The 20252-nt window shown below is 53.3% G+C and carries 16 protein-coding genes; 7 read left to right on the forward strand and 9 right to left on the reverse strand.

Annotated features, from left to right (window positions below):
- Positions 1–20 precede the first annotated feature (20 nt).
- The 5 genes from guaA to AAGA79_RS10100 all read right to left on the reverse strand — a co-directional run bounded on the left by guaA (position 21) and on the right by AAGA79_RS10100 (position 6311).
- Positions 21–1544, reverse strand: a complete 1524-nt coding sequence (guaA, locus tag AAGA79_RS10080; RefSeq protein WP_411825670.1) for a glutamine-hydrolyzing GMP synthase — start codon at positions 1542–1544, stop codon at positions 21–23.
- A 96-nt stretch (positions 1545–1640) separates the two neighbouring features.
- Positions 1641–3095, reverse strand: a complete 1455-nt coding sequence (gene guaB, locus AAGA79_RS10085; RefSeq protein ID WP_411825671.1) for an IMP dehydrogenase — start codon at positions 3093–3095, stop codon at positions 1641–1643.
- A 97-nt stretch (positions 3096–3192) separates the two neighbouring features.
- Positions 3193–5571, reverse strand: a complete 2379-nt coding sequence (locus tag AAGA79_RS10090) for an ATP-binding protein (protein WP_411825672.1) — start codon at positions 5569–5571, stop codon at positions 3193–3195.
- A 44-nt stretch (positions 5572–5615) separates the two neighbouring features.
- A complete protein-coding gene (locus AAGA79_RS10095; RefSeq protein ID WP_411825673.1) occupies positions 5616–5873 on the reverse strand; it encodes a hypothetical protein in 258 nt (85 codons plus the stop codon).
- Positions 5874–5903: 30 nt separating this feature from the next.
- The gene (locus tag AAGA79_RS10100) at positions 5904–6311 is read right to left on the reverse strand and encodes a DUF2721 domain-containing protein (protein ID WP_411825674.1); all 408 of its coding nucleotides are present in this window, start codon (positions 6309–6311) and stop codon (positions 5904–5906) included.
- Between the two features lie 37 nt (positions 6312–6348).
- On the opposite strand from AAGA79_RS10100, the gene AAGA79_RS10105 reads away from it, so the two are divergent.
- The 4 genes from AAGA79_RS10105 (at position 6349) to AAGA79_RS10120 (ending at position 11265) form a co-directional block, all read left to right on the forward strand.
- Entirely contained in the window at positions 6349–9330 is a 2982-nt protein-coding gene (locus tag AAGA79_RS10105) for a M16 family metallopeptidase (protein ID WP_411825675.1), read from the forward strand.
- Between the two features lie 39 nt (positions 9331–9369).
- A complete protein-coding gene (locus AAGA79_RS10110; protein ID WP_411825676.1) occupies positions 9370–10185 on the forward strand; it encodes a DUF58 domain-containing protein in 816 nt (271 codons plus the stop codon).
- A 91-nt stretch (positions 10186–10276) separates the two neighbouring features.
- Complete coding sequence (locus AAGA79_RS10115) at positions 10277–10795, forward strand: DUF1003 domain-containing protein (protein ID WP_411825677.1); 519 nt, start codon at positions 10277–10279, stop codon at positions 10793–10795.
- A gap of 5 nt (positions 10796–10800) precedes the next feature.
- A complete protein-coding gene (locus tag AAGA79_RS10120; protein WP_411825678.1) occupies positions 10801–11265 on the forward strand; it encodes a DUF2062 domain-containing protein in 465 nt (154 codons plus the stop codon).
- 76 nt (positions 11266–11341) lie between these two features.
- Here the strand turns inward: AAGA79_RS10120 and AAGA79_RS10125 are convergent, their stop codons facing one another.
- Positions 11342–12625: a hypothetical protein gene (locus tag AAGA79_RS10125; protein ID WP_411825679.1), complete on the reverse strand. Its 1284-nt coding sequence runs from the start codon at positions 12623–12625 to the stop codon at positions 11342–11344.
- Between the two features lie 124 nt (positions 12626–12749).
- On the opposite strand from AAGA79_RS10125, the gene trpE reads away from it, so the two are divergent.
- A complete protein-coding gene (trpE, locus tag AAGA79_RS10130) occupies positions 12750–14249 on the forward strand; it encodes an anthranilate synthase component I (protein ID WP_411825680.1) in 1500 nt (499 codons plus the stop codon).
- 617 nt (positions 14250–14866) lie between these two features.
- On the opposite strand, the gene AAGA79_RS10135 is transcribed toward trpE, so the two are convergent.
- Positions 14867–15286: a YHS domain-containing (seleno)protein gene (locus AAGA79_RS10135; protein ID WP_411825681.1), complete on the reverse strand. Its 420-nt coding sequence runs from the start codon at positions 15284–15286 to the stop codon at positions 14867–14869.
- Positions 15287–15481: 195 nt separating this feature from the next.
- Between AAGA79_RS10135 and AAGA79_RS10140 the strand changes: the two genes are divergently transcribed.
- Together AAGA79_RS10140 and AAGA79_RS10145 are read left to right on the forward strand one after the other, a co-directional pair.
- Positions 15482–16045, forward strand: coding sequence for an anthranilate synthase component II (locus AAGA79_RS10140; RefSeq protein ID WP_411825682.1), 564 nt, complete (start codon positions 15482–15484; stop codon positions 16043–16045).
- A gap of 39 nt (positions 16046–16084) precedes the next feature.
- Complete coding sequence (locus AAGA79_RS10145) at positions 16085–16807, forward strand: RsmE family RNA methyltransferase (RefSeq protein ID WP_411825683.1); 723 nt, start codon at positions 16085–16087, stop codon at positions 16805–16807.
- 7 nt (positions 16808–16814) lie between these two features.
- Here AAGA79_RS10145 and AAGA79_RS10150 read toward each other — a convergent pair whose 3' ends face one another.
- Together AAGA79_RS10150 and AAGA79_RS10155 are read right to left on the reverse strand one after the other, a co-directional pair.
- A complete protein-coding gene (locus tag AAGA79_RS10150) occupies positions 16815–17828 on the reverse strand; it encodes a chorismate-binding protein (RefSeq protein ID WP_411825684.1) in 1014 nt (337 codons plus the stop codon).
- Positions 17825–20251, reverse strand: coding sequence for a hypothetical protein (locus AAGA79_RS10155; protein WP_411825685.1), 2427 nt, complete (start codon positions 20249–20251; stop codon positions 17825–17827). The genes AAGA79_RS10150 and AAGA79_RS10155 overlap by 4 nt, the downstream gene beginning before the upstream one ends.
- Position 20252: the final 1 nt, after the last annotated feature.

The raw sequence follows: 20252 nt of genomic DNA on the forward strand, positions 1-20252 counted from the left end.
CTATTTCTAGTAGTGACAAGTTATTCCCACTCGATGCTGGCAGGAGGTTTTGTGGAAATATCGTAAAGTACGCGGTTGATTCCACCTACTTCATTGAGGATTTTCTGGCTAGTTTCACGGAGCAGTTGAGCTGGGAGATCCACCCACTCTGCAGTCATCGCGTCTTCTGAAACAACCGCACGCAGATTGGTCGCCCACTCGTAACTACGCTCATCGCCTTTTACTCCAACTGTTTTGACAGGGATCAGGCCAGCATATGCCTGCCAGACTTTATCATACCAGCCATGCTCCTTGAGTTTGCCGATGAAGATCGCATCGCAGTCTCGAATGATATCAAGCCTCTCACGATCAACGACTCCCGGGCATCGAACTGAAAGTCCCGGACCCGGGAATGGGTGGCGCATGAGAATCGATTCCTCGATACCAAGTGACGTGCCCAAGGCTCTCACCTCGTCTTTGAACAACTCTGCCAATGGCTCCAGAACCTTACCTTCAGCCTGTAGTTCGAGAATTTTTGCAACACGGTTGTGATGGGTTTTGATAACGGAAGCCTTTGATTTCGCATTCGAGGCACTCTCGATCACATCCGGATAAAGAGTTCCTTGGGCCAACATTTGAGCATCACCCACCGCATCCCAGAACACCTCAATGAACATGTTCCCAATGATCTTCCGTTTCTTCTCGGGATCTCCCTCACCCGCTAACGCATCCAAAAACCGGTCTGAAGCATCGATCGTCTCGATCTCCAGCCCCATGCGCTTGAAATTCGCTTGAACCTCCGCCGCTTCATTTTTCCGGAGCAAACCATTATCTACAAAAATCGCTCGAACTTTCACTCCAGCCTCTTTCAGAAGAACCGCCAGGACAGTGCTATCCACACCACCCGATACACCACAAACCACCTGACGGTCGCCAACGGTTTCACGGATATTGTCGATCATCTCCCGCTTGAAGTCCTCGATCCTGAACGGCATCAGATTTCTGGCTTCGGAAAGGAAGTTGCTAAGAATTCGGTTTCCTTCGTGTGAGTGAGTTACTTCCGGATGGAATTGAATCCCGAAAAAGCGCTCACCCCACTGTAATGAGACCGGAGTGCCGTGTTGGTTGGTGGCAATCACCTCCGCGCAATCGGGGATAATCTTCACCGTATCCGAATGGCTCATCCATACTTGGGACGTCTTCGTGATACCTGCATAGAGCCCTTCCGCCTTCTCAGGAAAAAGATTCGCCGGACCATACTCCCGACGGTCACTAGCCTCGATCGTGCCACCGAATTTAAGATTCAGAAGCTGCATACCATAGCAGACCCCAAGCACTGGAACCTCAAAGGCCTTCAAAGCCTCGAAATCCAGATCAGGTGCGTCCGCATCACTGGTGCTTTTCGGTCCGCCTGAAAGAATGATGGCTCCCGGCTTTCCGATGTTTGGAAAATCCTCCAACGCATAAAGCATTGCAAAAAATCCAAGCTCTCTCACCCGTCTTACAATCAGCTGCGTATACTGCGAGCCAAAATCGATTACCGCCACATGTCCTTCGTCGTGCATTTTCGTAAATTCTAAATTGTTATATCTCTAGCCAGAGCCAGTTCCGGTTTCTCTATTTTCAAGAAAGATCCGGAACGATTGCTCAAACGCGGAAAGTTATCCAAGTGGCTGATAGTTTGTAGGCTCCTCTGTGATCACGATATCGTGAACGTGACTCTCTCTGAGTCCGCCTGGTGTTATTCTCGTAAAAGTAGCTCTCTCGCGAAGCTCCTGAAGGGAGGAGGCACCCACATAACCCATACCGGATTTCAAACCGCCCATAAGCTGGAAGATAACGTCTGAAAGAGGTCCTTTGTAAGGTACGCGTCCTTCCACACCTTCAGCAACCAGTTTACCTGAACTATTCTGTGCGTAACGGTCACTCGCACCTTTGCGCATCGCACCCAATGAGCCCATCCCGCGATAGGTTTTGAAGCGTCGGCCTTGGAAATAAACACTCTGCCCCGGGCTTTCCCGCGTTCCAGCAAGGATCGATCCTAGCATCACGAGATCCGCACCAGCCGCAATCGCCTTCACGACATCACCGGAATAGCGGATGCCACCATCTGCAATTACTTTCACGCCTCGTTCACGACAATAGCCCGCAACGTTCTGGATCGCAGTGAATTGCGGCATTCCTACGCCGGCAATCACACGTGTTGTGCAGATCGAGCCCGGGCCCACACCTACTTTCAGGGCGCTCGCCCCAGCAGAGACCAAATCCTTCGCACCCTGCTCGGTCACCACGTTTCCTGCAACCACTGGCAAATCACTCATGCCACGAAGTTTTTCGATAACATTCATCACATGCCTTGTGTGTCCGGTTGCAGCGTCAATGAACAAAGCATCCGCGCCAGCCTCAATCAAAGCAGCAGCCCGCTCCTCAAGGTCAGGTCCCACTCCTACAGCCGCGCCACAGCGCAATTGTCCGTTCGCATCCTTTGCGGAGTTCGTGAAAGTGATGCGTTTTTCGATGTCGGAGCCAGTAATCAAGCCAGCCAAACGCCCATCGGAATCTACCAGTGGAAGTTTCTCGATCCGGTTCTCGTAGAGTACCCTGCGCGCCTCTTCCAAACTGGTATTCGGCGGACCGGTGACAACTCGTTCCCGTGGGGTCATGACCTCGGCGACAGTAGCGCCGCGCTTATCGCTGTATCGCACGTCCCTACCCGTGACCATTCCCTCAAGAATTCCGTGTTCATCGACAACCGGGAAACCTGAGAATCCATTCTCAGCCATGATTGTCAAAACCTGCTCAACTGTATCGGTTTTGGAAACCGTCCTCGGCTTGTTGATCACAGCACTTTCGGAACGCTTTACCTTTGAAACCATCGCCGCCTGATCCTCTACGGAACACGCACGATGAATCACTCCCATACCACCCTCGCGGGCCAGTGCGATCGCAAGATCATGTTCGGAAACAGTATCCATCGCCGCCGATATGACCGGCAACTGCAACGTGATACCTTCCGTCACGTTAGTCCTCAAATCAGCTTCACCCGGTAAAATTGCACTAAGCGCCGGAACTAAAAGCACATCGTCAAACGACAATCCCAAAGAAATCTCTGCCATGCGAAAGTAAATAGAGTTCACCACCCGCGAGCAAGCCCAGATTACAGAAATACGCAGCGAACCGTTCCGCTACATTTCTCGCATCCTTGAGCAAGCCCTATTTCCAAAGCAAACAGACCCTCTCCACCTCCACATTCGCACGTGTGGGCTTCAGAATTTCCTTATCGAGATCCAGCTTCGAGGGATCGTAACTATCCTTGATGTCCGACAACTCCTTCTCCAGCCCCTTTCTGATCGCCTCCAATTCTTCATGCAATCCATCCACCTTCGCCTCCGCGTTCGCCACATCGCGATGCTGTTTGTAGGCAGTAGTCGCCTTGGTCATGGATGAAGAACTTGTCCCCTTCACGATGTTACCGAGACCGGATTTCCTCCCGAAAATGGATTTCAGAATCCCTCCCAAAACGGAGATACCAGCCTGCATCTTGGCGGAGCTTGCCTCGGATTCCTCCTTTACCAACTGCGTCTGGGCTGTCCGCAGCCTGCTTTCGATCGTTTTCACCTTCTTTGCAGCTTTCTCCCGAAGCTCATCCATCTCCTCATCACGGATCTCTCGGGCATCATGTGCTATCCTCACACGGAAGTCCGCTTCACTCTCCCCGATCTTACTCCAGACCTTCAGCTCATCGCACACCCAGATTTCCTCACGTTCTCCGCGATACATCTCATCGCTGAAATCCTTCTCTACGCTCTTGTAATTTTTCGCGTTCATCGCGTAGCCTGGGAGTTCGGAAAAACCGATCCCCTCTTCCGGGTTTTCGCGCAGGGACTTCAGCTCGACTGTATCTCCCTCGTCCCAATCGATCTCCTTTTCCAGGATCGGATACACTCGCACTACCTTCCGGCTACCCTCCACATCTGCCTTGGACAAAGAAAAATGAACGGTCCCCTCCTGTAAAAGATATGGCTGGTATTCATCACCCGCGGCCTCACCGAAAACCTCGATCACACCGGTGCCCACAACCGGTCTACGGCCCAGTTCATTGCTCCGTTTCCGTGCCATGGGATTTGCTGAATCTTCTTCGATAACCTTTTCAGTTTCGAAAGCACCTCTCTTATCCGCCATCAAACCCTTGATCTGGGATCTGCCAAGCGGCCCTGTGAGGTAGCTCATCACCCATCTTACGTGGAACAATACCGGACCATCCTCATGCACATTGTTCATCAGGAAAACACGATTCCCCAGCCCTGAAAGCAAAGTCTCCATCTGCTTCCGGTCGAACTTCGCGTTTTGCGATCCAGCCGCGCCTTCCAGGCCATCCAGCACCCGCGCCTTATCTCGCTCCGTTTGCAGGCGCCCGAGAAACCAAGTCCCGATATTTGAGAGAGCCTTGTAATCCAAATCCACCGGGTTTTGGGTCGCCAGAAGGCAACCTAGACCAAATGCACGGCCTTGCTTCAGCATGGTCATCATCGGTCGCTTGGAAGGCGGATTAGCCGTAGGCGGCAGATATCCGTAAATTTCATCCATATACAACAAAGCACGGAGGGAAGTTGTCCCCCGTTGTGTTCGCATCCATCCCAGCATCTGGTTCAGCAAAAGACTCACGAAAAACATTCGTTCAGTATCATTCAGGTGAGCTATCGAGAAAATCGAGATACGGGGCTTTCCATCCTCACGATGTAACATCTTTGCGATTTCCAGCGGCGCGCCTTCCAACCACGTGGAAAATCCTGGCGAAGCCAGCAGGCTGTTGAACTTCAGGGCCAAATCCTGCCGTTTCTTCTCGGGATAAAAACTCTCAAGATCGATCACCCCCACCTTGCCGAACGATGGCCTCTGGATCTGTCTGATCAACTTCTCCAGATCCAATCCACGACCATCCTGCCACTCGCTTTGGAAAATAGCGCCCAACAGAACAGCCTCTTCACTCTGTGTCCCGTCCACCTGAATACCCACCAGCGAGAGCAAGCTCTCCACCGTGCTGCTGACCCTATCGCCGAAGAGCTCTCCATCCTCCAGAATTTCATCCGGAGGAACTCCGAGGGAGCTCAGGATCGATACAGGAATTCCGGATCTGCTCCCAGGCGTGAAAACATTGATATCCACCTTCTCCTTGAAGGTCGCCACCCGTTCCGGCGTTTGCCCCCACTCCGCCAGACCATCCCTCCACATCTCGGCAGTCTTCTCCGCATGCTCGGGGATAGAGCGGCCTTTTTTGGAGGCGTCATCCTCATTCACCCACGGCTCGAAGCTTTTCCCGCTCAGATCAGGAAAGGCCAACATCAGGTTCGAAATGTCGCCTTTCGGATCAATCACGATCGCCGGCACATTATCCATCGCCGCCTCTTCCAGCAAAGCTATGCATAGACCCGTTTTTCCCGAGCCTGTCATACCCAGCACCACCCCGTGGGTTACCAGATCCTTCGAATCATAAAGAACAAGGTGCTCCTCCACCCTCTTTTCAGAGAGATCATACTCTTTCCCCAGATAAAACTTACCCTGCTTCTCGTAGTCGCTCGCCGATACTGTCATGACCCGAAAATCATGTCGGCTCATTCATAAACCACCAGAAAGAATCAGCCCAAATTCACGAGCCAACCCACGAATTTGATCAAAGCCACCAGAACACCCACGAAACTTAGAATTACGGCGATAATACTAACCGCCCCACCCCGTGTTTTCGGGGACAGCGCCAGCACAATACCGAATGCACCGAAAATGAACGCAACTGCTGCTAGAACCAGCCCGAAGAACACATTCGCCTGAAAACTCAGGATCGCGGCAATAATTGCCACCAACGACGCAATACTGAACTTACTTTTATTCTTATCCATAAATACTCAATAAACCGGATTCACGAAGAATCAATGCGGCTTTTGCGGTTCTCCTTCCATGTCCGAAAGCTGGATCCGCAGTGCTCCACCGGAAATCCAGACCTCGACAATCAGGCATGCCAGGGAGCCCGCCATCAGCACCAGCGCAGCGCCAAAGGAAATATTCGCAAGCATTCGAAACTCGACGACCACTGCCATCATCGCCACTACGCATATAAGGAGACTCATCGCCCCGAAAATCTGCATCGTCCTAATCAGAACCAACCGTTTGCGTAAATTGTGGATCTGCTGAAACAGCAATGAATCCCCACCTGTCACCCAGTCATCATGCAACCTCCGGATCAACGCCGCCAAATGCAGAAACCGATTCGTGAAAGACAAAAACAGCAAACTGATCGCCGGAAAAAGTAGCGCTGGAGTCGAAACCTCTAAAACCATTCCCCACAGTCCACATAATCCCTGAAATTGCAATACCGTGCGACATAGCAAACTTGCAAATTCCCCATACCCCGCGATTCTCTACCCCATGCGCAACCCCACCCCGCTCATTCTCACGATGATCCTCGCCATCACGGCTATCTGGCTCTCCGTATCCAGCAACGATCCCGCACCAAAAACCGGCCAATCACCTGCGGATCAGGAGCAAACAACCTCCTCTTTGGAAAAATCAGCAGGAGGCGAAACCTCTACTCCTGTCGATGCGACACCTTGGCCAACGGAAAAATCCGATATCCCCGCCGATCCGGAAGCCATCTTCGGCAGCCTTCCCAACGGTTTCCGTTACATGATCCTCCCCAACGATGAACCTCCGAACCGCCTCTCCATGCGTCTCCACATTGCCGCCGGATCCCTCGATGAAGCGGAAGACCAGCGCGGTCTCGCCCATTTCCTCGAACACATGGTTTTCAACGGCACCAAGAACTTCAAGGACGCCAACGCACTCATTAAGGAAATGCAATCCCGCGGCATCGCATTCGGCGCCCACGTGAATGCCTACACCTCCTTCGACGAGACAGTCTACATGCTCGATCTACCGGATCTGAAACCAAAAACACTCGATCTCACCTTCGGCATTATGCGTGATTTCGGAGATGGAGCACTCCTAACAGCCGAAGAAATCGATGCGGAACGTGGCGTCATCCTTTCGGAAAAAGCATCCCGTGACTCTGTTAACACCCGCATGATGGAAGAGCAATTCGGCGCACTTCTCCCGAAATCACTCGTCACCAAACGTTTCCCGATCGGTGAGGAAGAAGTTATCAAAACCGCCCCGCGTGAGCGCTTCACGGATTTCTATGATCGTTATTATGTCCCTGGCAAAATGACCTTCGTAGTCGTCGGCAATATCGATCCGGCAGAAATGGAGAAGAAAATCACCGAGACCTTTTCTTCCATGGAAAATCCAGAAAACCCGGGTTCAGCACCGGATCTCGGAGAGATTACCATCCCTGACGGGCTCAAAACACATGTCTTTTCCGATCCCGAGCTTAGCTCCACAGATCTATCAATCACCTTGGTCCGCGATTTCGAGACCAAGCCGGACACCACCGAAAACCGCATCGCGAAACTCCCCGTCCAAATCGCAAACTTCATCATCAGCCGCCGCTTTGATCGACTCTCGAAACAGGAAAACTCCCCGATTTCCAGCGGCAGTGCCTCGAAATACGGACTTTTTAACGTCATCGAACTAGGTTCCATCGACGTCAGCGTAGCCGATGATCGCTGGCAGGAAGCAATTCCCGTTCTTGAGCAGGAATTCCGCCGCGCCCTCGAACACGGCTTCACCGAGGCTGAACTCTCGGAAGCAAAAGCCAATATTCTCAACGGCTACCAGGAAGCGGTAAAACGGAAATCAACCCGTAAATCCGATAGCCTCGCCACCGCCATCGCAAGCTCAATCAACGACGGAACAGTTTTCTCCACTCCGGAAACCGATCTGGAAATCGCCACCCAGGCACTCGGGAAGATCACAGTGGAAGACCTACATACTGATTTTGCGAAATTCTGGGAAGCGCCCGGCTACCACCTAATTCTCTCTACGAACAATGAACCGGAAGGAGCTCTCGAAAAGCTCTCCGCCGCCTACGAGGAATCGTCAAAAACAGTAGTAGAGCCGCCTACCGCCCGGGCTATCGTCCCCTTCGCCTACACAGAGTTCGGAGAAGCTGGCGGTATCGCGCTTAAAACCCGCGTAGAAGACCTCGGAGTCACCCAGCTCACTCTTTCAAACAACATCCGGGTGAATCTAAAACCTACCCCCTTCGAGAAAAACCGTATCAGCTTCCTCGCCCGCTTCGGCAGTGGAATGCTCTCCCAACCGGATGGAAAACCGATGCTCGATGAATTTGCCTCCTCCATCTTCAATGGCGGCGGTCTCACGAAACACTCCAACGATGAACTCGATGAAATCCTGGCAGGCCGCAATGTTTCCGCCTACCTCACCATCGGCGAGGATGCATTCACCCTCTCCGGCTCATCCACTCCGGACGATCAGCTTCTACAGCTGCAACTCATGGTGGCAAGCATGGTCGATCCCGGCTACCGCCCTGAGGCCCTTTGGCAATTTCAGAAAGACATACCGGTCCTCTATCAGAACCTGAAACACACCACAGCTGGGCCAATGAAGGACCTGAACGCTTGGCTACATGGAGGTGATTTCCGTTACAGCATCCCCACGCAGACAGAGCTCTCAAACTACACTATCAATGATGTAAAAACCTGGCTGACTCCTCAACTTGAGTCCAGCTATCTGGAGCTCACTATCGTTGGTGATTTCACTGTCCAGGACATCCTACCCGATCTCCTATCCACCTTCGGCGCATTGCCGGAGCGTGATCTGAACCCTGCAAAAGCAACCACGCAGTCCCGCACCGTCACCTATCCAAAGACACCTGCGGACAAAACTTTCTCCTACGAGTCCAAGATCCCACAGGCCATCGCCACAGCAATTTGGAAAACCGGGGGACTTCGCGACAACATCCCCGAATTCCGCCGCCTCAATGTGATTTCCGATATTTATGGAGACCGCCTGCGCCAGGAAATTCGTGAGAAACTCGGAGCATCCTACTCACCGAATGCCTCCGCGGATGGTTCGGACGCCCTGGAAAACTTCGGCTATCTCTACGGTCAGTCCGTAGGTAAGCCGGAAGACCTCCAACTCATCTTGGAAACCATGGAGCGAATCGCCACAGACCTACATGAAAATGGCGCCACGCAGGACGAGCTTGACCGCTCACTGGCACCCATCCTCTCCTCGCTACAGAAATCCACCCGCGACAACTCCTACTGGGTTTCAACTGTCCTGGCAAAATCCCAGGAAGATCCGGCACGCTTGGAATGGGCACGCACCCGCGATGAGGACTACGCATCCATCTCACTCAAGGAGATCAACGCATTGGCCACCAAATATTTGGCCCCTGAAAACCTACTGCGGGTAAGCGTCCTTCCGAAGGAATAGGAAACCGAGTCCCCGAGCCCCAGAAATCCCTCCGAAAACATGTTACGTCTCCCCTTCCGCACCCGAGTTTGGCGAGGCGCTGCCGGTGAATTCGCGGGCTCCGGCACAGGCGCCTCCATGGATTTTCAGGACCACCGCGCCTACTCGCCGGGCGATGATCCACGCCATATCAACTGGAACGCCTACGCCCGCACGGGACAGTATTCGATGAAACTATTCCGCGAGGAAATCCGCCCCGTGGTGGATCTGATCCTGGATGTTTCACCATCCATGTTCTTCACCCCGGAAAAGGAAGAGCGCACCACCGCCCTTGTGAAATTTCTCACCGAGAGCTCCATCGCCGCCGGCGCCACCGTCCGAATTTACGCAGTTTCAGGAGACTCACACAAACCAGTGGATCCCAGGACTGTAGGCACCCAGGACTGGAAAAACCTACTTCCCGAAAGCAAGGAGCCTGCACCGAACCTGTCCCGGCTCCCGCTGCGCTCCTCTGCCATCCGTGTCTTCGTATCGGACCTGCTGTTCCCGGCGGATCCCTCCCCCGTTCTTCTCACTCTCGGTCAGAAACAAGGCACCCCCATCATCTTCAGCCCCTTTCTTCAGTCGGAAGCCTCCCCCGAGTGGTCCGGGAACTACGACTTCATCGATGCGGAAACCAACGCCCGCCATCCTCACCGGATCGAGCCAGCCACTCTCCGCCGTTACCGCGAGGCCTACACCTCCCATTTCAATCTCTGGAAGGAATCCGCCCTTCGCCATCAGGCCCCGCTTGCCCGGATCCCCTGTGAGGGAGACCTAATGCAGACACTCTACAAGCACGCCCTCCCGGTAAAAGCACTGGAAACCACCAGCTAATTCCCGGACAGCCACACCTGCACCGCATTGCTTCGTGTCATTTATTCACCAGCGGTAAAACAATCTTTCCAGAACCTTCACCACCCACTCCATGCCGGAAACTCCAAAGAAATCCACCCAGCGGAAATCTCACAACCTAATCAAATCGGGCGCACATCTCTTTCCAGTATTCGGCAGCGACACCTTCGGCAAAAAAGCCGAATCCTTCGCTCGATTCTTCGGCACTCCCACCTTCCTCATCGGCCAGACACTTATCGTGGCCACATGGATTTTCATAAATGTCGCCGGCATCGTAAAATTCGACCTCTACCCCTTTATCCTCCTTAACCTGGCCTTCAGCCTCCAAGCCGCATATGCCGCCCCCCTCATATTGCTGGCCCAGACCCGCCAGGCGGACCGCGACAAACTCACCGCCGATGCCGATAGTCTCCATCGGGAAGAACTCGCCAACCTATCAATCGAACGCCAGGCAGAATCCATTGAACGTCTGGAACTCATACAGCAGCTAATCACCAAAAACACTGAACTTACCGAAACCACCCAACAGCTCAGTGCACGAATAGCCGAACTTTCATCAGAAATTCGCAACCACCTGAAGGACAAACGGTAAGAAAAATGAACTGGCTTAAAAAGCAGTTTCAAAAGATCCGTGAGATCCCAGCCAACCCGAAATCTGTCGCGCGTGGAATCGCCATCGGCACGCTCTTTGGCTTTGTCCCCATTCTCGGCCTCAAAACCCTATGCGCCATAGCTATCAGCCGCCTGTCGCGTGGAAACATCATAGCGGCAGCAATTGCAGTCACCCTCCACGACCTCCTTTTACCTATCGCGCCCGCACTCCTCCTCTGGGAATTCAAACTGGGCTGTCTACTCCTCTCCGTTCCACATACCGAGCAAACCATCCCACTGGGAAAACAAAGTCTTCACTCCATCTTCCACACAGCCACCTTGCTACGAATCGAGCCCGCTCTCATCGCCGGTGGCGCTATTCTTGGCATTCCCTTTGCAATCGCCAGTTACTTTATCACCATAAAAGCCCTGAAACCTGTCACTCCATCGCCCGCCAAAATCGATCCTTGATCAGCGTTCAGTCTCCACGTTTACGCCGCGACTCCGGAAATTTAGCAGTCAAATCCGGATGAACAACCAGCTAGACTCAGTCCTCCACCACACATGGCACCAGGATGCCGTCGCTCATACCGTGGATCTTTTTCTTATCCGCCGGCACCAGAGTCGCCAGACATCCGCCAAAAGAGGTTTCTCCCTTCGTATCAGTGAAGAAATACGGACATAGCCTTGCCCTCACCTCGATCATTTTCACCGAGCCATCCTCCTCATAGACAGGATGCTCGAATTTACGACCTTCGTGGAATTCCTGCATTACCCAAGGCTGCTCGTTGGATTGCTCCAGCGCATGCGCTAATCTCTCCTTCCACTCCACCGATGATAAATCGTGGCCGATGAAGACCCCCCTGGAGCCCCAGGCGGATTCATGGAAACCACTGATCTTCAATACCAGTTGCCTCTCCTTCTGTGAAAACTCACCGACCTCATCCCAGGTATGGGCATCCAGCTTCGGCAGCGCCGCATGTGGCGGCAGCGGCTCAGGATCCAATACCCAGCCGAAAGGGATCAGCTTCCTCAGCCGTCGTAAATGACTGCCTCGCAAGGATTTCTCCCACACCTTTTTCAAAGCCGGAGACCAGAACAGCGCCAGCCACAACTTGTCTTCAAGATGCGGTTTGAACGGAGGAGTCACCGAAAGATCACCATCCACCGATTTCTCAGCCCAGCTCTTGAAATACGGCATAGACTCCCAGTCGAATAATTCGAAGAAACGGTATATCGCCCTACTATCCCCCTCGTAATTTTCAGCACTTTCTATCTTCCACGCCTCACCGAGCTGCTTCCCCAGCCACTCCATCTCCGGCACATAATCCGCGGACTCCTCGGAAATTAAAACATCCCCGCCATCCGGCATCAGTCCGCGGAAACCCTCAAGCATACCATCCTTACCTCCCATCACATCATAACCCGCCTCGGAGTATACCTGCGAAAGCCACGCCGTGATTCCTATTCCACCCGGCACACTGTCCAGCTCCGTCATCGCGAATCGCCCGTTTGAAAGCATCAGATCCGGCCGGATCACCCGTGGGAACTGATCGGCCATCCCCCCCTCCTGCTGCAGTCCCACCATCCAGTCCGGCTTGCCCTCGTCCAGAAGCTCGGAAAGCCAGGGTGCTATTTTCCCTCCCGCGGATCTCCGGTAGAGCAAATCACTCGCCTGTTGGAACTTTGCCAGAGGATACCCCATGGAAATCATCTCCTTTGCCTCCCCGGCGGAAAGCCGCAAAGGTTCGGGCGACCAACGCCACTCCCCACCACCAAAAAGCCCGCCCTCCGGCAGAGCTCCTTTTAATTTTCCCAGTTCGATCGGCACGCGAACACGCTAAATCCACTATCCCAAAATTCAAATCCCAATCGAACACGGAAATTTCCAGCCTCTTCTCAAAAGCTGGAACTTCAAACTAGCAAACTTCCCCAGCTTCTTTCAACCTCCCCCCGTGCAGCACATTCCAGTAGAGCCAAGCCTAGAAGCCTTCCAGAACTTTTCCAAACAAGGAAACGTCGTACCTGTCTTCACCCAGCTCGCCGCAGATTTTGAGACTCCGCTCTCAGCCTACATCAAATTGCGCGATGCCAAACACTCCTTCCTCCTCGAATCCGCCGAGGCTACGGACAAAGGCGGGCGCTGGTCCATCGTCGGCTCCGGCCCCAAACGCGTTTTCACCGCACACGGCAAGGAAATCTCCATTACAGACGGCAACAAAACCCGCACCCTCACCGCGCCGGACGATGTCCTCGCAGCACTCGAGCGTGAGATGGAGCCGTATAAACCGGTGGAAAACCCTGCACTTCCTCCATTTTCCGGCGGAATGGTTGGCTACCTTTCCTACGATGCAGTCTCCCAGTTCGAGCCCAGCCTCGGCCCCCCACCGGAAGATTCCCTCGGCGTTCCCGATGCACTCTTCATGCTCGCGGATACCCTGCTTGTCTTCGATCACCGCCTCCGCCGCCTGCAGATCATCGCGAATGCATTTCTCGATGAACACGAATCCGCGGAAGAAGCTTACGGCGCCGCAACCGGCCGCATCGCTTCCATTCTGGAAATTCTCAACCGCCCACTCCACGTCCCCGCCCTCAACGGCCTTGCGGAAGTTCCCGAAGAACCGGCGGAATCCAATACCACTCAGGCGGAGTACGAGCAGATGGTCCTCGACGGGAAAGAGTTCATCGCCGCCGGAGACATCTTCCAGTTCGTCCCCAGCCAACGCTTCACCGTACCGTTCGATCAATCACCGGTGGATCTTTACCGCGCGCTCCGCCATGTAAATCCATCCCCATACATGTTCGTTTTGGAAATGGGAGATTTCGCCCTCGTTGGCTCCTCCCCGGAAGTCCACGTCCGCTCCATCCACGGCCGTATTGATATCCGCCCAATCGCCGGCACCCGCTGGAGAGGGAAAACCCAGGAAGAGGACGATGCACTCGCCGAGGAACTCCTCGCCGATCCAAAAGAGCGGGCGGAACACCTCATGCTCGTCGATCTCGCCCGCAACGACGTCGGCCGTATTGCAAAACATGGCAAAGTTACCGTCGATGATTTCATGATCATCGAACGTTATTCACATGTTATGCACATCGTTTCCAACGTCCACGGAGAGCTCGACGAGAATCACTCCGCATACGATGTCCTACGCGCCACCTTCCCCGCAGGCACAGTCTCCGGAGCCCCGAAAATCCGCGCCATGCAGATCATTAACTCTTTGGAGAAGAACAAACGCTGCGCATACGCCGGCGCCGTTGGTTATTTCGGATTCGATGGCTCGCATGACTCCTGCATTACCCTCCGAACTTGCTTGCTTAAGGATGGAAAAGCTCACGTACAGGCTGGTGCCGGAGTCGTAGCCGATTCTGATCCCACCTACGAATACGAGGAAACGATCAACAAATCCATGGCTCTCCGCCGTGCCATTGCTCTGGCAAAAACCATTAAGGAATAAATGGGAAACGTAGGTTCCCGAAATCTCGCGCTCGATCATGTGTAAAATGTCCTGATGGCGTAAAAGAATAGCTACCGCGATCTGTAACCGATGGAAAAGGCAAAGCACTCAATCTAAGAACCTCCCGGAATCAGGGGAGGTCCCGGCAGGGCTCTAAATTCGGCCCCGGTCCTTGAGAAGCTGTCCCTCACCGAGAAGAACGATTAGCAATCAGCAGCCCCCACTAATTCATTCTCCGGAACATGCTACGCGTCGTCGACCACCAGATCCATGCCAAGTAGTAGCCCGCCATCGCCCTGAACACTGATTCCCTAAAAGGATGGCTACGGATTGCGTCAGCCATCACGCCCGAGGCACCAAAGGTGCCGAAGTGTTTCCACCCCGGCACCGTCAGCAGAATTGCTGCAAAAAGCTCTACAATTTCCTTAATCTATTTTCCCTTACGACCCCCTCACCGTTTCGTGAAAGCATGAGCACTCCCCGGTGCACCAGTGATTTCAAGAAACAATTTCCGTATTAATATTATCGCATCTACGGTTCATACGAACCAGTGCCAATTTGGGCACAGGAAAGTCTGAGTCATCAAAGATAATATAGGTTATGAATTGAGTGATAAATCACTTCATCTTCGCCCATTCTTTATCTGCATCGGCAATATATTTCGCCTCATCCTTTTCGAATATCTCGCCCACTTTCTCATCCTTGTTCAGGTAGAGTTTTCCATCCACTACCGAGAAAACAGTAGGATCCACGGGGAATTTCTTTCCGAAAGTCATTCCATAAGCACACCAGCCATCATACTGGGGAAGGAACTTCTCAGGAGACTTCTTGAATGCATCCAGCGCATCCTGACTCACAAAGTAATAAGTTTTACCGTCATGGTCCGCGGAAAATTCCTCAACACCCTTTACCGCTTTACCAGCACTGATATAGCATACCACACAGTATCCATCCAACTCGGGTTCTGCAGCATGGAGGGTAAAAGCAGTCGAGAGCATTATTGCTACTACGGCAGCCAGTTTCTTTAGTAATTTCATCTTTGTATTTTAATTGGTTAATTGAAAATCCTATCAATCGGATCGTCCCACCTAGGAGCTTCCGCAGCTCCTATTTATTCCACTCAAAATCAATTACCCAAAAATCCCTTTGCTAGCCCCGCACATCGGATTAGATAAGGACATTAGAAGTCACCAGCAATCACCGCCCAACCGGCACCGACCACTTCCCGTCCTATGCTCCTCATCCTCGATAATTACGATTCCTTCACCTACAACCTAGTTCAATACTTCGGCGAACTCGGCATCGAAATGCAAGTCCACCGCAACGATGCCCTCACTGTCGATGAAGTGAAGGCCCTTGCACCGGAGAGAATCTGCATCTCTCCCGGCCCCTGCACGCCAAATGAAGCTGGAATTTCCCTGGAGCTAATCCGTGAACTGGGCCCCACCACACCCATTCTCGGCGTATGCCTCGGCCACCAATCCATCGGCCAGGTCTACGGCGGCGATGTCGTCCGCGCGGATCGTCTGATGCACGGCAAAACATCTCCCATCATCCATCAGGGAAAAAGCGTCTTCGCGGGCCTGCCATCACCCTTCGAGGCCACCCGCTATCACTCCCTGATCGTGAAACGCGATACTCTTCCCGATTGTCTCGAAATCACCGCTGAAACCGCAGAAAAGGAAATCATGGGACTCCAGCACAAGGAACATCCTGTTCACGGCGTCCAGTTTCACCCGGAATCCATCCTTACCCAGCACGGTAAACAGATGCTCAAAAACTTTCTGGCGCTGTAAGAAAGGCGGACCTTTAAACTCAATCCCGAATACGACCCAGTGCACCGCTCCTATCTGCCACCTCAAAACTGGACCGAAAACCCGTTTCTCGAAGGAGACGAAGCAAAACACCTCGCCCAAGTCCTTCGCCTGCAACAAGGCGATACCATCATTGTTTTCGACGGGCTCGGTAACTTCGCGGAAGCGACCGCCACGTCGGTATCGAAACAACGTATCGAACTAGTCCTTGGCCTAGCGGAATGCAAAGAATCCCCTCTCCCGGAGATCACTTTGGCCCAAGCTATTCCAAAAGGGAAAAACATGGACTGGATCGTCCAGAAAGCCGTCGAACTTGGTGTTACAAAAATCCAACCCCTTATCACCCGCCATACAATCGCCACCCCGGGCGATCAGAAGGCAGAGAAATGGCGACGCACCGCCTTGGAGGCCTGCAAACAATCCGCCCAGTTCACTATCCCATCCATTGAGGATCCCCTAAGCTTCGAAAAATGGATCAACCAACCCGATCCATCCGAACTCAAAATCATCGCCTCGTTAGCTGATGAGCCAAAAAAATTCAGGGAAACGCTCGAAAGCCACCCGGACTTGGGCTCCGTCACCATACTCATCGGTCCGGAAGGTGATTTCTCACCGCAGGAAACTACAGCAGCACTCGATCACGGTTTCACCCCCGTGACCCTGGGCGATCTGGTTCTCAGGGTTGAGACAGCAACCATGTTTTGCCTCTCCGCAGTGCGCTATCACTACGGGGCGGATTCCTGAGCAGTCCTCAGTCCAGGAAGCTTTTCACCGCCTCGCGCTTCAATCGTAGCTCCCGCCATTCGTTGACCAATCGGCTTGCCTCGATGATTCCGCAACCTGCCGGCAATGAAATACGGTTTCCTTCCCACCAGATCCCACGAATCGCGACGACGGACTCAAAAGCCCCGCAGTCCCAGACACCGAAAGGAGCACCGAATTCCGCCGGACATCCAAGCCGCTGGCGCCATTCTCCCAGCATTCCCATCGTCTCCTCCGTCCTTGGAAGTGGGCCCAGTGCTGGTGTGGGGTGAAGCCTGGCAAGCAGCTTCCTTGGCTCTAGTTCCGACTCCAGTCGCACCCGGATCTCGGTCAGGAAATGAACAATCGAACCCAGCCGCAAAATTCGCCGCTGTTCACGTTTCAGCGAACCTAAATCGAGCAACTTCGCGACCAGTGTCTGGGCCACATACTCATGTTCGCGGATCTCCTTTTTATCGACGCCAAAGACGGCCTCGTCATCCTGCTTCGCGGTTCCGGCAAGAGCCATCGTCTCCAGATTCTGACCCTCCAGAGTAAATAAAAGCTCCGGGGAAGCCCCTGCGAATCCACCGTCCTTACTAACCCACCCGTAGGAATGTAGGGGACTGTTCTGTCTAGCCATCGCTGCGATGATTCCTTCCGCCGGTGAACTCCTCACCTTTCCTATTTCAGTTACCACCGGCACCGTTTTCTCGATCAGGCCTTGCCGGATGGCATCCATGATTTCTTGGAAAACGATCGAAAAAGGCATGGCATCCGGCGTATCCCAATCGATCTCCAGCTCCGGGGAATCTCCGTATTCCCGTGAAAATTGACCAGCGCTCAGTCGTTCATATTTTTCCGGAATCTTCCACGGCATTTCATCCCGCCCCAGAAAATCCCGCTTAAAGAATGCGACGCCATCCTCCGGCGGGGCCTTGGCCGAAACAAAAGGGCCGTGTCCGAGGACCACAGTCCCGTCCTTTTTCGAGAGCCAGGCTCTCCTAGCTTGATTTCCAATCATGCGCTGCTCCCATCCACGGTAGCTTTTCTCACCTTAGGCACCTCTGGCTTACCTTCCGGCACGATCATTTCGATCGATTCGGTAGGCACCCATCCTCTCGTCTTTGTGGCAAACCCAATATAACTCCAGTCGCCAGTGCGGCGGATTACCTCTGCCAAAGATCCGGGAGGCGCATCAATCACCTGTGAAGAAGTCCGGGCCGCATCGGTATGAAGGACCACTTTTTCACCGATGATCACGCCCTGCTTCGCGAGTGGAGCGAACTCCGCATCATCCGGATAATGCCGCCAGCCCAAGGCTCCCAAGGAAATGAGGATAGGCCCCAGGATAAAACCGATTACGCCCAAGACCCTCCATCTTGCACCACGCCGTGTAGCTGGGAAAATCAGTAAACCAACTGCCAGAATCCAGACGCCGCACCACAGCCCTGCCTTCCAGGTATCGAGTGAAATTTTCCCGAGAACATATTGATAATCAGGTCTCTGCACCGTGATCGATCCATATTTCCTCTCCAGAAAACGTAAATTCTGCCGTGCCTCCTCGTGCACCGCATTTTTTACCAGAGCCCGCCGGTAATAGAGTGCCGCCTGCCCGGGTGCTCCCATCCGGAACGCCGCGTTCCCGATGTTATATAGGGTATCCGCGGAAAGCTGTTCGAAAGGCCCCGCTTCCAACCATAGTTTTGCCGCCTTCTCATAACTCGCAGATTCATAGGCGGCCTGGGCATCCTCTTCCGCGTGAAGATTCCCGGAATACAGCACCGAAGCTGTCAGAAAAATGGCAAATGCTGCCCTGCGGATATGTTTCAAAATCTCATTCTTGCGTTGTTTGGGTAGGGCCGCATCCTGATTTCCACCGCGGAAACAGAGTTCATCCCGTTCTTCGATGATTCGTTTCAGCTCCAGATTTCCATCGACCGGCAGCCATCGCTCAACAAAAGCCCCCGCTGCTTTCAAAAATCCTATATCGCCTTGGCTTGCTGAATTTGAAACTTTCATAAACTCGGACCTTTTCTTCGATTTTACCTCATCTTTCTCCAGCAGGTGTGCGAAACGCATCCATAGGGCCTTGAGTATCAATCCCAACGACACCAGTCCGCCCAAAACATGCCAAATCCACGTTGGTACCAACGGACCGGATGAAACCAGTAGGGGCGTCCCTTTGATCGGGCTCAGAATATCCGTCATACGCTCCACGGGAATAGGCAATGCCTGCGGTGGACCCGAACTTTCCATTACCTTTGCAGCCGTCGAAGGAGTCATATCCAGAGGGATAAAGGATGAAGTTACGATCTCATAGTCTTCCACCTCGGGATTGAAAAAGACCAGGCGGAACGGCGGAACCGACGTCTTCATTTCCAGAGGTCGGATAAACTGGCTGAATACAACAGCTCCGCTGAGGTTTCTCCTTTCCTCACCGCGTTGCTGAGGTGTGGCGTCATAGATTTTCCAGCCACTCTCATCCGTGAGTTTCGGAGAGCGGAGCTTATCGAGATTTCCCCTTCCCCGCACCACAACATCCACCGCCAGCGGTTCACCCTCGACCACTTCCCTCTGGCTCATTGTCGCCTCCAGTGAGAATTGTCCGACCGCATTATCAAAACCATCCGGCGCTCCCGCGGGAAGAGGCTGCACCTCGAAACCAAGCTCAGCTATATCCAAGGTCGCCTGAAGATTCACCCGTTGCGCAAACCGATCGAAAACCATTTTCTGATAGGTCAGTCGCACCGTCGCCGGACCGATCGAGACTCTTCCGCTACGCAGGGCGGAAATCGTGGTCGAATAAGCCTTTGTCGAATATGATTTACCCAGATAAGTCACATTTCCCTGAAGATCCGAAGGCTCGAAACGCCATGCGGCCAAGCCTGAACGCTCGAATTCCGGCACTCCCCAGTCCTGCATCGTTCCTGCTACATCTGAAGGCACGTAGACTTTGATTTCAGCATCCACTGTCTGATTCTCATACACCTTGTCTTCGCTGATTTTCACCACACTCGCGAAGGCGACTTCATCACGATACTGGGTGGGATTGGAAGTGACCCGCGCCAGTTGGAGCTCCTCGATATCAAAAACCTGAAAGTTGATGGCCTCGGAGGTAAAAGTGACACCATCTACACTGAGACTGACCTCCGGGATCGTGTGTTCACCGAGCTTATAGCTCACGAGCGCATACTGGTAGACATACTCCAGCTTGTTCTGCGGAAAATCCCGGCGCATCCCGAAATCCAACAACTGCAAAGACAGTCCCTCTATCTCCCCCAGAGACGGTGGCTGATCCGGCTCCTGCCCATCCACGCGGATCTCCAGCATTGCCCGCTCCCCGGGCACCAGAAACTTCGATGAAATCCGGCTGCTAATTGCAGCGGAGGACATCGCCGCAGTCACCAGCAGCATCCCCAATGTTTTAATTAAAAACGTATTCATA

Source organism: Luteolibacter sp. AS25, assembly GCF_046736275.1.
GTDB lineage: Bacteria > Verrucomicrobiota > Verrucomicrobiia > Verrucomicrobiales > Akkermansiaceae > Luteolibacter.

Coding starts and splice junctions, on each gene's coding strand:
- AAGA79_RS10095 (WP_411825673.1), bottom strand. CDS start 5,873: ATGGATAAGAATAAAAGTAAGTTCAGTATTGCGTCGTTGGTGGCAATT.
- AAGA79_RS10120 (WP_411825678.1), top strand. CDS start 10,801: ATGAACTGGCTTAAAAAGCAGTTTCAAAAGATCCGTGAGATCCCAGCC.
- guaA (WP_411825670.1), bottom strand. CDS start 1,544: ATGCACGACGAAGGACATGTGGCGGTAATCGATTTTGGCTCGCAGTAT.
- AAGA79_RS10110 (WP_411825676.1), top strand. CDS start 9,370: ATGTTACGTCTCCCCTTCCGCACCCGAGTTTGGCGAGGCGCTGCCGGT.
- guaB (WP_411825671.1), bottom strand. CDS start 3,095: ATGGCAGAGATTTCTTTGGGATTGTCGTTTGACGATGTGCTTTTAGTT.
- AAGA79_RS10150 (WP_411825684.1), bottom strand. CDS start 17,828: ATGATTGGAAATCAAGCTAGGAGAGCCTGGCTCTCGAAAAAGGACGGG.
- AAGA79_RS10115 (WP_411825677.1), top strand. CDS start 10,277: ATGCCGGAAACTCCAAAGAAATCCACCCAGCGGAAATCTCACAACCTA.
- AAGA79_RS10155 (WP_411825685.1), bottom strand. CDS start 20,251: ATGAATACGTTTTTAATTAAAACATTGGGGATGCTGCTGGTGACTGCG.
- AAGA79_RS10140 (WP_411825682.1), top strand. CDS start 15,482: ATGCTCCTCATCCTCGATAATTACGATTCCTTCACCTACAACCTAGTT.
- AAGA79_RS10100 (WP_411825674.1), bottom strand. CDS start 6,311: ATGGTTTTAGAGGTTTCGACTCCAGCGCTACTTTTTCCGGCGATCAGT.
- AAGA79_RS10090 (WP_411825672.1), bottom strand. CDS start 5,571: ATGACAGTATCGGCGAGCGACTACGAGAAGCAGGGTAAGTTTTATCTG.
- AAGA79_RS10135 (WP_411825681.1), bottom strand. CDS start 15,286: ATGAAATTACTAAAGAAACTGGCTGCCGTAGTAGCAATAATGCTCTCG.